The 15,061-nt window shown below is 42.3% G+C and carries 11 protein-coding genes and 2 pseudogenes; 4 read left to right on the top strand and 9 right to left on the bottom strand.

What is annotated here, in order from left to right; translation table 11 throughout:
* Positions 1 to 51 precede the first annotated feature (51 nt).
* On the top strand, positions 52 to 831 hold the full coding sequence (locus tag D1367_RS05830) for a Uma2 family endonuclease (RefSeq protein ID WP_118164403.1): 780 nt from the start codon (positions 52 to 54) through the stop codon (positions 829 to 831).
* Between the two features lie 283 nt (positions 832 to 1,114).
* Here D1367_RS05830 and D1367_RS05825 read toward each other — a convergent pair.
* Positions 1,115 to 1,387 (bottom strand): annotated as a pseudogene (locus D1367_RS05825) (hypothetical protein).
* Positions 1,388 to 2,086: 699 nt separating this feature from the next.
* Positions 2,087 to 3,223, bottom strand: coding sequence for an ISAs1 family transposase (locus D1367_RS05820; RefSeq protein ID WP_118164400.1), 1,137 nt, complete (start codon positions 3,221 to 3,223; stop codon positions 2,087 to 2,089).
* 102 nt (positions 3,224 to 3,325) lie between these two features.
* Between D1367_RS05820 and D1367_RS05815 the strand changes: the two genes are divergently transcribed.
* Positions 3,326 to 3,874 carry an HNH endonuclease gene (locus D1367_RS05815; RefSeq protein ID WP_118164396.1) on the top strand — a complete coding sequence of 183 codons (549 nt, stop codon included), beginning with the start codon at positions 3,326 to 3,328 and terminating at the stop codon, positions 3,872 to 3,874.
* Between the two features lie 95 nt (positions 3,875 to 3,969).
* Here the strand turns inward: D1367_RS05815 and D1367_RS30510 are convergent, their stop codons facing one another.
* The 3 genes from D1367_RS30510 to D1367_RS05800 form a co-directional block, all read right to left on the bottom strand.
* Positions 3,970 to 4,263: a PIN domain-containing protein gene (locus D1367_RS30510; RefSeq protein ID WP_181985081.1), complete on the bottom strand. Its 294-nt coding sequence runs from the start codon at positions 4,261 to 4,263 to the stop codon at positions 3,970 to 3,972.
* A gap of 39 nt (positions 4,264 to 4,302) precedes the next feature.
* On the bottom strand, positions 4,303 to 4,743 hold the full coding sequence (locus D1367_RS05805; RefSeq protein WP_118164391.1) for a hypothetical protein: 441 nt from the start codon (positions 4,741 to 4,743) through the stop codon (positions 4,303 to 4,305).
* Between the two features lie 556 nt (positions 4,744 to 5,299).
* Complete coding sequence (locus tag D1367_RS05800; protein ID WP_118171146.1) at positions 5,300 to 7,054, bottom strand: N-acetylmuramoyl-L-alanine amidase family protein; 1,755 nt, start codon at positions 7,052 to 7,054, stop codon at positions 5,300 to 5,302.
* An 86-nt stretch (positions 7,055 to 7,140) separates the two neighbouring features.
* On the opposite strand from D1367_RS05800, the gene D1367_RS05795 reads away from it, so the two are divergent.
* Both D1367_RS05795 and D1367_RS05790 read left to right on the top strand, forming a co-directional pair.
* Positions 7,141 to 8,778 (top strand): CTP synthase, encoded by a 1,638-nt coding sequence (locus D1367_RS05795; protein ID WP_118164388.1) that lies wholly within the window; start codon positions 7,141 to 7,143, stop codon positions 8,776 to 8,778.
* A 125-nt stretch (positions 8,779 to 8,903) separates the two neighbouring features.
* Positions 8,904 to 9,326, top strand: coding sequence for a hypothetical protein (locus tag D1367_RS05790; protein ID WP_118164385.1), 423 nt, complete (start codon positions 8,904 to 8,906; stop codon positions 9,324 to 9,326).
* Between the two features lie 360 nt (positions 9,327 to 9,686).
* On the opposite strand, the gene D1367_RS33055 is transcribed toward D1367_RS05790, so the two are convergent.
* The 4 genes and pseudogenes from D1367_RS33055 to D1367_RS05770 form a co-directional block, all read right to left on the bottom strand.
* Positions 9,687 to 9,968, bottom strand: a complete 282-nt coding sequence (locus D1367_RS33055; RefSeq protein ID WP_118164380.1) for a PIN domain-containing protein — start codon at positions 9,966 to 9,968, stop codon at positions 9,687 to 9,689.
* Positions 9,969 to 10,073: 105 nt separating this feature from the next.
* Positions 10,074 to 11,279 (bottom strand): annotated as a pseudogene (locus D1367_RS05780) (RNA-guided endonuclease InsQ/TnpB family protein); the annotation flags it as partial.
* Positions 11,280 to 11,475: 196 nt separating this feature from the next.
* Complete coding sequence (locus D1367_RS05775; protein ID WP_118164377.1) at positions 11,476 to 11,742, bottom strand: hypothetical protein; 267 nt, start codon at positions 11,740 to 11,742, stop codon at positions 11,476 to 11,478.
* 94 nt (positions 11,743 to 11,836) lie between these two features.
* Entirely contained in the window at positions 11,837 to 14,776 is a 2,940-nt protein-coding gene (locus tag D1367_RS05770; protein WP_118164373.1) for a two-partner secretion domain-containing protein, read from the bottom strand.
* Positions 14,777 to 15,061: the final 285 nt, after the last annotated feature.

Raw genomic sequence — 15,061 nt, 5'->3', positions numbered from 1 at the left:
ATGAAAACATAGTGCAAGATAATTAATAATAGCTGCAATACTTTTCAAAGCATGAGTGAAATACTTGCTGATGTTGCCATACCGCCCCAGTTTCCCGATCACACTCAACTACCAGAGTCTGATGGTACGTTTGTGAAAAATTTTCAAGAGCATCCTCAAACCATCATTCTCACAGACTCAATTATTCAAGTTTTACAACGGTTACATCCAGATGGACAGTATTGCATTGGTCAAGATTGTGGTATTTATTGGCGAGAGACTGAACCACCAGAAAAAGGAGCAGCAGCACCGGACTGGTTTTATGTCCCTGGTGTACCACCAAGGCTAGATGGCAAAAACCGCCGCTCATACGTTTTGTGGCGGGAATACATACCGCCATTGATTGCGGTAGAACTAGCTAGTGGTAATGGCGATGAAGAACGAGATATCACTCCTTTACCTCTAGCTGGTAGTCGGGAAGGCGCAAAACCAGGTAAATTCTGGGTATATGAGCGAATAATCCGAATTCCCTACTATGCCATTTATGAAATTAGTAATGACAAACTAGAAGTTTATCACCTGGTAGATTTTTCTTACCACAAGATGCAGCCTAATGAACGAGGCCACTACCTAATTCCTCCTTTAGGAGTAGAACTAGGGTTATGGCAGGGAAGCTACTTGAATAATCCTGAGCAATTTTGGTTACGCTGGTGGGATTTAGAGGGAAATCTGTTACTGATTGGTCAAGAAGAAGCCGAGTTGCAAAGGCAAAGAGCCGAGCAAGCAGAACGAAAAGCTGCACAATTAGCAGAACGGCTCAGGGCAATGGGTATCGACCCAGATGTAGAGTAATATTTACCAAAGTTGTGGCAAGCCGAAAAACTTAGTAATTACAGGCAAAAGCTTACCAAAGACTTCAACCAGCTTTTCAGTAATAGGTAAATTAGCGATGTCTACGACGGTCACTGAAGCTCACTCGAAGTGCCGGCTACGCCAACGCACCTTTCAAGAACTTGAGGGCTGTTTTTGCTATCTTCTGCATAGCTCCATTTTATGGGTTTGGCAGTGGAGCGATCGCATCTGTGTTCAAATGGGAACCATAAGAAAACCTGAAGTCCAACTACAGCGCCGTCTATCACTGTGCCGTCCTGAGCAATGTACCACCAACTGCATAAACGGCATCAAAACCAATTCTTTCTCCCCAAAGTGCTGCATCGGTTTACTTGGATCGTAATCGAAGACTCGTTTCGACTAAATCATCACCGATTTCGTAATCTCCTGTTTCAACATTAATCGAGATAATTTTGCCAATGTTCTCTTGTGTCTCAACTTTGGCACGGATACTTTTTTGATAGAGTTCCTTTCCACGTCGGGCGACTTCTTGGCTACTGAGCGTCGGGTGGCTCATATCTTGCACCTCTACGTACAACCCCAGGTAATGTAAAAAGATGTGAGATAAAGCTACCTTATTTTTATGGGCTTTCATCGCTAAATCAAGGGTTTGGCTTTTTTACTGAGTAATAAAATTACATCAATTTTTCTTGGTGCAAGATGTGAGGTGGGACATAAATAAATCCCCTGTTTAAGCTGCTAAATTCTTCACTTCATTGTAGAGCAGAAGCTACAGAGATTAGAGAGAAAGGCTTAATTCTGTTGGAGGTAGGGGAGCGATCGCCTCAAAGCAGCAGAAGAGAAAAACGCTTAGGTTTATTTAATTTCTTAGCATACAATTTTTCCGACTCTGCATAGTGATACTTCATACAAAATTTTGGGAATCATAAGTTGGAAGTTGGAAGTTGGAAGTACAAATTGTACTCACCCACAAAAACTGGTGTTCAAAAAAAGAGAATATTTATGGAATATGCAAACTATGAATCCCTCAATCTTGAGAAACTGAGAAGCCAAAATACTCACTTTTCCCCTAACAGGGCAAACGCATCTAATTTTATTTGACAAATAATCATTTATATGTATTGCAAGTTACAGATGTATTTGGCAATTTATAAAAATGTAAAGTTGTGTATTTACTGCAATATCTTCATGAGAAAATTGTTTTAGACAACCTAAAACTACCATTTATAGCTAAATTTTCGACGTGAGAGAAGACTTAGATGGCTGCGATAACTTGAAGTAGGTAATTGTTATCTAAACCTGCGCGATATCTTTTCATCGCAACACTTCCACGCACCGTTTTATCTTTATCTAAAAGATTCAAAGATAAACGCCGTAGAACAGAAAAATTAAGAGGGGCATTATCTTTACGGATACGACTAGCATCTTCATGGAATGTCATGTCCAGTACCCAATGCACAGAATTTTCTATCCCCCAATGACTACGAACAGCATGAGCTAAAACAACAGCATCATGCTCTAAACTGCTAATATAAAAGCGAACTTCAATAGTTGTTTTATTCCAAAGCCTACGTTCGCACATGACCATTCCTACGCTCCTCAGTCCTGACCATTTTTCCTGGTTTGGTATCTCCCCTAGCTGTTCAACAGGGACACTCCAGTATTTGCGAATTTCAATCCGACCATGAGCGCTTTCGATTGTATGATGATAACTGTGGTCAACACCTTCAAAATTGTTGCTTTGAGCTTTTTCAAACCAACTGTTAACTGCACCCTCAAGTTTACTTTGATTTGCTTTGAGAGCAAGAACGTAATCTGCATTTTTTGCGATAATCTGGGCAGCGATTTCTTTCTGGCATCCCATCGCATCAATTGTAATGATACATCCAACAATATCTAGCAACTCCAATAATTTCGGAATTGCCGTTATTTCATTCGATTTGGAATCAACTTTAAGTTGACCTAACACCAGCCGATGTTCGCTTGCCCAAGCACTGACAACATGAATTGCTTTTTGTCCACTATTGCGGTCAAATGATTGCCGCACTGTTTTCCCATCAATAGGTATTACTTGAGCGCCAATAGCTTCAGTAATTGACCCCACCCACCGATGAAAGCATTGCTCAAATGCTTGGGGATTTAATCTGGCAAACACTCTTGCAATCGTGTCATGGGAAGGAATACCGTTGGGTAATGCCAGAAACGTTTCTAGCCATTCCCGTTTGGCTTGAGCATAAGTCTCAATTGCTACCCAGGTATCCGATCCACTGATAACTGCTAATATTGCGATTGCAACGATATCTACCAATTGATGTTGTTTAGTACGCTCAATTCTTGGATCTTCCAGGTTAGAAAAGTATTTGAGGATAGTATTGTCAAAGTTCGCACTCATAATTTGTCGATGTTGCGATCGCCTGAAATACTGGCAAAATTACAACCCTTCATTGTACCTCATCTTTGTCGCCAATTTTGATGCGTTTGCCCTGATAAAATAATGACTGATGGGGATGGTAGTAAAGCACCTGCATCTACATTTAAGCGTACACCTCAACCACCGAGGGAACTCACGGAAGAAGAAAAAGAACAAGTAAAAGAGCGAGACAGTTATGCTTGCCTATGTTGTGGAGTCAAGGCAGAAGGTAAATTACAAATTGACCATATTAAACCGTTTTCTATGGGTGGGGAAACATCTGTAGAAAACTCACAAACTCTTTGTGTTATTTGTAATAGATGTAAAGGCAAGAATGAAATTGATTTTCGGTGTAAGACAACAAAATTGAGTAATCCCAAAAATCTGGATTTATCATTTAGAACAGAAAGTCAACATTCTATAAGGACTCTAACAAGAATAGTTAATTTATTTTACCATTGCAAAGCAGTTGACAAAATAGAATGGAACAGATCCACACGCGGCTATAGTATATATTTACACCCCGGCAATAATTCTAAATCGTTACTTCAACATAAAGCAGAACTTCTCAAGTATATTCAAGAGAAGCTTGATCGTCAGGCTTACAACATTGAAGTTACTACAAAGAAATAAATGTAGCGAAAAGAGCGATCGCTAATCTCAGTCAAGCAATTCTGAACTAATTTGGTTCAAAACGTTGTAGTCTCTTCGTTTTTGAGCGGGTTGCATCAAGAATTGCTAGGCACTTCTCTAGGTGGTCTCCATGTCAAGTACCAGCAAATTTGAGCTTTATGATATTCAGGTAGCGATGCTGCTTTAACAGCGTGGTATTCTGTCATTGATAAAAAACTAAACTTAGTATCAATAATTGCTTGGATTAAATTTTCCGGCGTTTTAAGCTGCCCTTTCTTTCTTTTTATTTCTATTTCCCAAACACTAACAGCGCTAACAAACACTTTATTTGAAGAATCTAAAATTTGTTTGCTGACGAGCTTCAGGTAAAAGACAAGGGTTATCTTCAAGTGTCCATATTAAAGCACAGGTGTCAAGCAATAATTCCATTATCCTTCTATACCAAATTCAGAAAGAATATCACTTGATGTTTTATAAAAATCTTCTGATATTTCTACTTGCCCTTTCCAAATACCTAAAGGTCTAGGAGATTTTTGAGTAGAAGTAATTTCTTTTATTTCACCACCAATGTTAAAACTGAATACAATTGGTGAACTAAATACAGTCGATTCATTTCCACACAAGGGTTGAGGAATAGTTTTTTTATCTTTCAAACTATTTAATGGATGTAAAGTCAAAACATTCACATCAGTAATAGGATTAAGAAATTCGATAGTATTATACATTCGTTCATTTATATCTTCTTTAATATTGTCTACATTTTTTGTACTAATAATAGAATCAAGTTCTTGTTTTAACGATTGTAAGTCTGAAAGAGTTAAAGAAGATAGTATGGATGATATTAAACGTGCCTTATCGCTAATAGACATAATATTATCACGTGTAAAATTAACTACAGTTAACAGCTAAAGACGAAATTTTTATTTCACTACTATTTTAATCTATCTGGTTAGACTCTATATCCTGTAAGAGGATGAATGAACAACTCTAATTTATTACTAGCCCTGGCAACTGGAAGTCGCGGCTATACGAGACTTTATCCACGGAACTGGGTTGAAAACATTGATTTTTGGTTAGGTGGACAATGCTAGTGTAGTAGCGAATTCTATTCGCCCAAAACTTGTTCATTCATCCCCTAAAGCGTGTAGCAATGGTTGTTAATTGGCTCCCAATACGGTTCAGTTAAGGATTTTTGGTACTAATTTTAGACCTGTAGAGACGCGAAATTTCGCGTCTTTACCAAGGTTTTTGGGCTTAACTGAACTGTATTGAATTGGCTCCTACTTCTTCATTCGCTCCGATGTCGTTAAACCCACATTAAACAACATCAAGCGATCGCCTCATTAGCTAAAAAAGAGCGTTGGCGCTAGCCTTGTCGTCAGACATCGCACTCCACCAAATACAACACTAGTTGTACCTCCAAATTTATTTAACGCTCCTAAACCACTCAGTAATCCCCTGAGCGATCGCACCAGCCATTTTCTTCTGTTCTTCTGGGTTCACCACCTGCTCAAATTCATCAGGATTACTCATAAAACCCAATTCCAGCAACACTGATGGCGCAGCGGCGGGACGTGTCAGCGCTAGGTTGTTCCAAAACACGCCATAATAAGGCCTGCTGAGTTTTTTGACTACATAGTTCTGTAAAAATATTGCGAGGTTGTGAGCTTGGGGATGATACCAAAAAGTGCCGAATCCCTTAGTCTTTTCGGCATCGCCATCATCGGGTAGGGAGTTGTGGTGTATGGAAAGAGCGATCGCAGGTTCTTCTTGACTGATAATTGCCTGACGTTCTGCTAGAGAAAGTTCGCGATCGTCCTGGCGTGTCATCACTACCGTTGCTCCTCGCTTCACCAACTCATCCCGCAGCAACTTGGATACCACCAAATTCACATCTTTTTCTAAATATCCAGTTGGGCCACTGGCACCAGTTTCTTTACCTCCATGCCCAGGATCTAGTACAATCTTGAGATTAGCTAAAGGCTTGCGTCTTGTGTTCCCGATTTTCGGCGGATGACGCAAAGCCAAAACCAGGGTTGTACCGTCGTATCTCAGCTTATATCCCCACTGTTGAGCTTTTTTGAGGTTAAAGGTGTATTTTACTTGTTCTGGAGCCTCCTGTTGCCAATCTAGGCGAGAAATTAGGGGGTCATCATCCAGGCGAATAATGTCCGTTTGGGCAGTGGTATTGTAGAGAGTGAGAGCGAAAGTGCCCTCATTTTGTTGCACGCTCACAGGTACCGGAACTTGTAAGGGGAAAACGATCTCTGTCACACCAGGGAGTTGACGGTATCCGACACTGCGAATTATTGTCTGTGGCTCAATTGCACCAGGGAGAATGCGGGTTTCTTTACTATTAATCCAAGCGCCATAGTCTAGGCGCAACCATTCACCTTCCCTACCTGTTACTGTTGCGCGTGTGCCTTTGGGCAGTGGTGTAAGTCGAGAATAATCGGTGCTTGGGCCAGTGCGAGCAGCGCCTGACTCTACTGTAACCTCAGAAACTGGCAACTCTGCTCTTGAAAGGATTTGAATTTTACCAGTCCCTGGTTGAGTTATCGTCTTGCCATTGAGTGTCAGTTGAAACTGAGGTTGTCCCAGATCGGCTGCTGTTGCCACTGTGGTGCAACCCTTATAATTGCCTACGCTAGACTGGGCATAAGGCTGATTTTGCCCTGTCAAAGCTGCCAAATTACTTGGTAGTTGTGCCTGTTGAGGTTGGGGTGAAAGGGCAGTAGTTTGATTAGCCAACTTGACAGATACGCTAGCGTTAGGGGGTGCGATCGCACTAAAACAAATTAGCTCTCCCGGTAGTCTGGCAATGTCAACTGCGGGAGTCAGGGAATCTTTAGCAAAGGCTAACCCCTGTGGTAGCTCAGGCTCAGTGGTAAGCCTTGTCACTTTAATCTGGAGTTCTTGATTGTCGTGACGCACAGTAAAAAGATTCTCCCCCAACTGCAAGGGGAAACTAGGGGAAAAATGACCAGCTTTGCTGCGGGTAATTGGCTTACTATTGATCAAAACCTGACCATCTGGTGGTGCAGTCCCCAGAAAGAAGATTTTTTGGGAACTCGTCTGGTAGCTTGTTTGGGGAAAAACGACTTTAAGAGATGGGTCTGCCAATGCTACGGAGGAGGTGACAATACAGCCTAATATTACTAATCCGAAAAGATTTTTCACAAGCTCAATCACAGAAGATTACACCACAACAACTGTGGCACAATGACGGGATGTATTTTTAGAAGTTGTTAGAAATTCAAACTAGTATGACTAAGTTTATTTTTGTAACTGGGGGCGTAGTTTCCAGTATTGGTAAGGGCATTGTAGCAGCAAGTCTAGGGCGTTTGCTCAAGTCGCGCGAATATTCCGTGTCGATTCTCAAACTTGACCCTTATATCAATATCGATCCTGGCACAATGAGTCCCTTTCAGCATGGGGAAGTATTCGTTACCCAGGATGGTGCAGAAACAGATTTGGACTTGGGGCATTACGAACGCTTTACCGATACTTCGATGTCGCGGTTAAATTGTGTAACGACTGGCTCAATTTACCAGGCAGTTATCAATAAAGAGCGGCGCGGAGACTACAATGGCGGCACTGTACAGGTAATTCCTCATATTACTAATGAAATCAAAGATCGGATTCTGCGAGTTGCTAAAAGTACAAATCCATCTGTAGTAATTACAGAAATTGGCGGTACGGTGGGAGATATTGAATCACTACCATTTTTGGAAGCAATTCGCCAGTTCCGCAAAGAGGTGGGGCGGCAAAATGTGCTGTACATGCACGTAACGTTAGTACCGTGGATTGCCTCTGCGGGTGAAATGAAAACTAAGCCAACACAGCATTCAGTTAAAGAACTCAGATCCATTGGCATTCAACCAGATATTTTAGTTTGTCGGAGCGATCGCCCCTTACCCAAGGGATTAAAACAGAAATTGTCTGGATTTTGCGATGTGCCAGAAGAATGCGTCATCACCTCCCAAGATGCCAAAAGTATCTATGAAGTACCCCTAAATCTAGAACGGGAAGGAATGGCAGAACAAGTGCTGAACTTGCTGCAAATGGAACAACGCAAACCAGATTTGACACAGTGGCAAACCTTGGTACAACGGTTACATAGTCCCAAGCATGAGCTAGAAATTGCCATTGTTGGTAAATATGTGCAGTTAAGTGATGCCTACCTATCTGTAGTAGAAGCATTAAACCATGCGGCAATTTCCACTTATGGCAAACTGCGCCTGCGTTGGGTGAACTCAGAAGATTTGGAAACTGGATCAGTCGAAACTTATCTTAAAGGTGTCGATGGGGTAGTTGTGCCAGGAGGTTTTGGAGTTCGGGGGGTGGATGGCAAAATTGCCGCCATTAAATACGCCCGCGATCGCCAAATTCCCTTTTTGGGTTTATGCCTGGGTATGCAATGTTCTGTGATTGAATGGGCGCGGCACGTAGGGGGATTAACAGGTGCTAATAGTGCTGAATTTGACCCTCATACATCTGATCCGGTAATTAATTTATTGCCAGGACAGCAGGAAGTAGTCGATTTAGGGGGTACAATGCGCTTAGGGCTATATCCTTGTCGTGTTCTTCCTGATACACTCGCTTTCAAGCTTTATCAAGAAGATGTGATTTATGAACGACATCGACATCGGTATGAGTTCAACAATGCTTACCGCGATTTGTTGTTAAAGTCTGGCTATGTGATCAGTGGTACTTCTCCCGATGGACTCTTAGTTGAAATTGTGGAATTACCCAAGCACCCATTCTTTCTTGCTTGCCAATTTCATCCAGAATTTCAATCGCGCCCCAGTAGCCCTCATCCTTTATTTAAAGGATTTATTCAAGCAGCGATCGCTCTTTCTCTTTCAACTTTAGGTACACCAACAGCATTGGAGGTTTCGTAACAATTCATAATTCATAATTATTTTTTGCAATTTTGAATTGGCGCATAGCAACATTAACTTAAGGCTTCAGTAGATTTGGATATACAGGGTGCATCATTCGTAAATTTCAGACTTGGGGAGATGTTGTGGCGTACTGGGTGAAAATCCTTTACGAAAGGAGAGAATATGTAGTCAATTTTGAACGTGTCCATGCTTTTTGTTATGAACTAAATGGCAGGGTTACTTTTTGGTTACCCGATAGTGCCATTCCGATAGTGATTAACCCGCAAAGTAGCTTGGAAGACTATCAAAAGATCCTCGATTATTTAGAATGTGTGACTGGATTAGAATTAGATCATGCCCACTGGGTAAAAATCTATTACGATAAAAACGAATATGTAATTAATCTCAACTGCATCAGTTCTTTTTGTCATGAACCGAATGGTAGGATAACTTTTTGGTTGCCAGATGGCACTATTCCCATCATCATCAACCCTGTGAGTAATCCTGAATCTTATGAAAAAGTCGTGAAATATGTTAAGAAAGCAACAGGATATTCTTTGTCTTAATATTACTAATTACGAATTATATGATTATAATTTTTACTAGTACAGCACGGCGTAAATAAACAGACCATTCAAAATCAACGGAACGCTTACTCTGTCTTAATTTTGAATTTTGAATGCGTGAATTTTGAATTCCGCCTTGCGGTACTAGCTGTATATTTTATTCCTTGGAAGTCCCTAAGACTCTCATAACAAAAAACTTCGTTAGCCTGATTTAAAGTTAGTGTTCCCTTGAGAGCATTATTGATAACATGATTAATTTTTGGAACGGCAGAGGACAGGCTAAGGATGGTTCCACCTGAGTAGGAGATTTATTTACAACACGTCGCAATGACAAACTCCAGATTTGAAAATGGACGAGGTTTATAGTTCAAAAGGATTCAATAACTGCAAGCCCTCAATCCATTGAAAATCTCTGATATTTCGCGTGACTAGTTGATAATTGTGCGTTAATGCGGTTCCTGCAATAATGGCATCTCCCAAACTCACACGCTGCATCTGTCGTAGCGCTACTGCTCGCTCCAGTACGAGTTGAGAAATCGGAATGATTAGCGATACCGAGAAAAATTCTTCAAAGAACTGTCGTTCTATTTCGGTTAGACGATGATATCCCAATGTTTCTAAGTAGCTCAAAGCTGAAACCACAGGCTCGTGTTCTGCAATAAACTCGCGTAACTTGCCGTTTTCAGGTTGAGTAGCTTGACATCCTCCCCACCCTACTTCGTTGAGGGTGGGGATTCCAAAGAATCGCTCTCTGGGTTTCCTCTTTCCACGAGTTGACTTGCTTGAAGGAGTTTCCTCACTCAAGTATTGGTCAGTCTCTCCAGAGGCGTTAGTTCCGACGTGACCCGCCGTACTCAATCCTTTTTCTAATATGTTCCGCGCTGCGTTCCAATCCCTGTCTTGGGTATGCCCACAATGAGGACAAACATGAGTTCTGGTTAAGAACGTCTTTTTGACAACCTCGCCACAGTTAGAGCAATTCTGACTGGTGTAGTGAGGTGGAACGGCAACCGTGACCACACCAAACACCTTACCGAAATACTCAACCCAATCACGAAACAACGACCACGAAGCATCACTAATAGACTTAGCCAAGGGGTGATTTTTCACCATATTCCGCACCATCAAATCTTCATACGCTACAAGGTCGTTAGACCTCACCACGCACCTTGCTGTCTTAACGGCAAAGTCTTTACGCTGGCGACTTACTTTGAGGTGTTTCCGTGCAAGTTTATTTCTAAACTTAATTCTGTTTTGAGAACCTTTTTTAGTCTTAGACATCCGGCGTTGCAACCGCCTCAAAGACTTCTCACTCTTGCGAAGATGTCTAGGATTGGGGACTGTCTCTCCGTTACTATCGGTGTAGAAATGGTTCAGTCCAACATCAATACCAATAGTTTTTCCTGTTGGTTCTCGTCTTTCAACTCGCTCTTGGTCAATGCAAAATTGGCAATAATAGCCATCTGCACGACGTACAACCCGCACCCTTTTAAACTGTTTAAGCTGGTAGAAATGCAGGTCACGAGTTCCCCAGAGTTTAAAGGTTCCTGCCTTAAATCCATCCGAGAAAGTGATATACCTGCGGTCATCAGAAAGTTTCCATCCACAGGTTTTGTACTCAACAGAACCATGCGTTTGTTCTTTCTTAAACTTTGGAAATCCCTTTTTCCCTGGTTTACCTTTTTTGCAGTTATCAAAGAACCGAGCGATTGCAGACCACGCCCTTTCAGCACTGGCTTGTCTTGCCATTGAGTTCAGCTTGTCAACCCAAGGAAACTCAATACTGGCTGCAAGTACAGCGCAAAATTTATTTAGGTCATAGCGTCCAATGCCCTTATTGTCCATCCAGTATCTCAGGCAGCTATTACGCACAAAACGAGCAGTACGAATCGCTTCATCAAGCGCTCGATACTGCTCGTTTTGTCCTTCAAGTTTTGCCTCAAATACGATCATTTATGTCTATTCTTGCTACATAAATAGTAGATCATGATTGTCAAAAACTCAACTACCTTCTTCCCTAATTTCGCTTACGCTCAATTTTGGTCAGAAGGTGTTTCGTTTTTGACCGCTTTACATCCACGAACTACGAAGCGTTGAGGCAGGGGTATTACAGCGATTTGATAAATGATAATATTGCTATCCAAAAGCATTATTCATCTCGAAGAGGAAGTTGCCGATCTTGTCGTACTTCCCTTTGCCAAACAACTGGATCGATTCCTGCAAAAGCTTGTGCTTGTGATAGCTTCTCCAACGCAGCAGCCATCGGTTGCCCACGCCCATTAGTTTCAGCAATTGGCTGTTCTTCCAAAATTGTCACTAAAACTTGAACTGGGCGATCGCCTCTCAAATTTTGCCCCGCGTCGTCTTCCCATTTCAAAGAGTCACCTCTTAAGGTTGCTTTAAACGTGCGTAGCATAAGTTTACCGTAATTTTGCTTCCTCCAATTTTCATTATAGAGTTTCTGGAAATTTGGTAGTCATAAAATTACAAGAACTGTTCACTCTTAGGGGTTAACTTTTGGTCACAGCAGCACAAGTTAATGCTGGTTGCACACCAGGAGGAGATTTATCTGCAAATATCTCGATTTTGTCCTGGGCATTACGTCGCCAACCTGTGGCTTGCACAAGTACCTCTGGAGATTTGGGTATTTGTGCTTGTACTGTCTGTGTACTGCGATATGCAGAGAGATCGCGGATATCAGACCAAGTGCGATCGCTCCCTATTTGCTGATTGGGATTTTGCGGTACACCACCCCTTCCCGTGGCTACAAAGCGACTGCCTTCATTGCTTGTGCAGCCTGTAGCAATCTGCTGCGATGCATCAACTAAGTTGATTGGGAGTTGCATCAACCCAGAATTGGGATCGACATCAGGGTTAGTAATTTGAACATTCCCGTTAACTCCAAATTGGGAACTGGCGGTAATATCATTTTCAGAAGTAAGTTGAGTGCGATATTTTAGACCAAAAATACCCTGAGTGGTAATTTGAATATTGCCACCCTTGCCCTCAAAAGCATTGGCAATAATATCACTATTTTCTAACCCGATGATGAAGGGAGCCTTAATGGTGATGTTACCACCGTTTCCACTACCACCTGCTTCTGCTGTTATCTTACTGCCATGACGGAGCAAGAGAATATTTGCAACATTTAAATTTATATCGCCACCTTGCCCAGAGCTTGTGGTTGCCCGAATCCGACCGTTATCCAAAGAAACTTGATCTGCTTGGATGCTTAATTGTCCAGCATTACCTGTCCCATCGTTGGCAAGGTTCACGTAGCCATTATCGCGTACTATGAGGCTGTTTGTAGTGATGCTCAACCTACCTGCATTACCCGTAGGAGCATCCGGTAAACCATAAAATTGCCTAGTAGTCTTATCTGTAATGGGTGCGCTAGCAGCAATCCCAGAACTGAAGATATTCTTCCCTTCTATTAAAATGTCATTTGCCTGGACAGTTAATTTGCCTGCATTGCCCGTAGATTGAGTGATTGTATTGATTGATGCACCATCTTGGATAACCAAGTGATTGGCTCGAACTGTCACATCCCCAGCTGCACCATTTCCTAATGTGTTGCTTCCTAGAACAGTCGGAGCTTTAGTGAATTGATTTATCCCTGTGATGGTTAGGCGATCTGCCACATTCACGGTGACGTTACCACCATTTCCTAAATTATTAGACTGTTTAGTGTCGCCAAATATGCTCACTACTGGCAAACTACTTGCCGCCAAGATGGCTCCAGCTTGTAGTGTCAAGTTTGGCGTAGTCACAGACAGATTACCTCCATTCCCTGAGCCTGTAGTAAAGTTAGCGATAGTGCTAATGACGGTTGGTGAAATTGGGTATGTACCTGCCATATCTATGGCTTGCCGTGCCACTACCGTTATATCGCCCGCATTCCCGACACCGGTTCCGGGTATTCCAGCGAGCCGAATAGAACCGGAGAAAATTGCTCCTCCATCTAAGAGGTGTAATGTCCCTGTAGAGACATTGATATTGCCGCCATTGCTAACTCCTAATGTGTAAGCATTAATTCCACTAGCAGTGAAGCTGATGGGATGTGCTGCGATCACCGAAATATCTTCTGCCACATTGACGGAGATATTGCCACCACGCCCAGTAGCCCCAGGAAAGACAGCCGTTAAAATTCCCCCACTTTCAAAGAGAGTTAGTTGCCGCGCCGCTACAGTCACATCTCCCCCAGATCCTGATGCGTAAGTTTCACTGCTAATACGGCTATTGCTGCTCCCAATCGGTGCTAAGGGAGATTTTAGAGCAACCGCACCACTGGCGGTAATAGTATCTGCTCGTACTTCTACTTTGCCTGCGGCTCCTGCACCCAGGCTCAGGGTTTCAATTGCTGCACCATCTTTTAAAGTCAATCGTCCGGCTTGAATATTCACTGCTCCCCCGTTCCCCATCGCTTTGGGCGCTACCTGATTGACAATCCAAGCACTGGGAGCATAAGCATTGGCATTGACACCACCTAAAAAGAGCGATCGCGCTGCATTCACTGTAATATTACCACCTTGTCCGGTGCCGGCGGTGACTGCGGCAATTTGGGATTGATTCAGGTGAATATCCCTACCCACCACTTGAATACCACCAAAAGGATTGCCCACAGGGTAGGGATTCCACAGGGAGGAACGCTGTGTAAAGTTAATATCTCGAAAATCTTCCACTTGTGCATAACCTAGCTGCCATCCTGCGGGTGTCGGTGTCAGGCTCACTGTGCCACTACCCACTGCACTAATTTCAATTCGACCCACAGGGGCAGTAATTACACCACCTGTAAATGTGATATCTCCGCCAACTAAGGCGATGGTCTTTCCCGGACTTGCTACTATTCCTAAATTATTGGTAGGTACAATGTAATCATTACCTTTACCTTGTACCTGGATCTGACTTGCAGAACTACCCAGTTGCAAACCAATGGGTACACTCATAGTTAATAATGGTGGTGCCGTTGAATTTACTGCACTAAACTCCAGCCCATCAGCAAACTGAATGCTGTTTGCCGTAGTTCCGATAAACGATCCGCCAATATTCAACGCCGCATCTTTACCAAAGACAATCCCCGCAGGATTCATTAAAAACAAACTTATCGGCTTACTAGTATTTGCTGTGCGAATTAATCCATCAATATTGGAAATATTTCCACCTGTAACCCGACTAAATATGGTTGTAATATTTGGCGTATTAACTAAATCAAAAGTGGCTGAACCATTAATTGGTACTGAGAAATTAGTGAAGCTGTGAAATAAATTATTACCTTTTTCAATCCCATTCAGAATATTAAAATTATTACCACTTGGGTTGACAATGGTGTTGGTAGTCCCGTCGGATATTACCTGAGCATAAGCCGATCGCATCATACCTGGAGTAAATAACCCGATTGTGAGTGTAGATAAAAAAGCGTAAGCGTAGCCCGTCGTAGACATCGCTCTCATCACCAAAAACTTCCTTTAACTGATTTCAAGTTATAGTTCCCTTTTAGGGCATGATGAATAACATGATTAAATTTTGGTAACGGCAGCACAGGTTAATGGTTGTTGTACCTGAGTAAAAGGTTTATCTACAACTAACTCAATTTTGCCCTGGCTCTAACTCACTTCGTAAACCTCTCCACCTGCGATCGCTGACCTCACCAGCTACGGATTGATCAGTTTGGCGGTAGTCACTCTCTGTTGATTGCATTTGCTCTAGGATTGCATCTGTAAAGGTAGTAAATCACC

The organism is Nostoc sphaeroides (assembly GCF_003443655.1).
In the GTDB taxonomy this organism is placed as follows: domain Bacteria; phylum Cyanobacteriota; class Cyanobacteriia; order Cyanobacteriales; family Nostocaceae; genus Nostoc; species Nostoc sphaeroides.
This window is presented reverse-complemented; position numbering and strand designations above follow the sequence as displayed.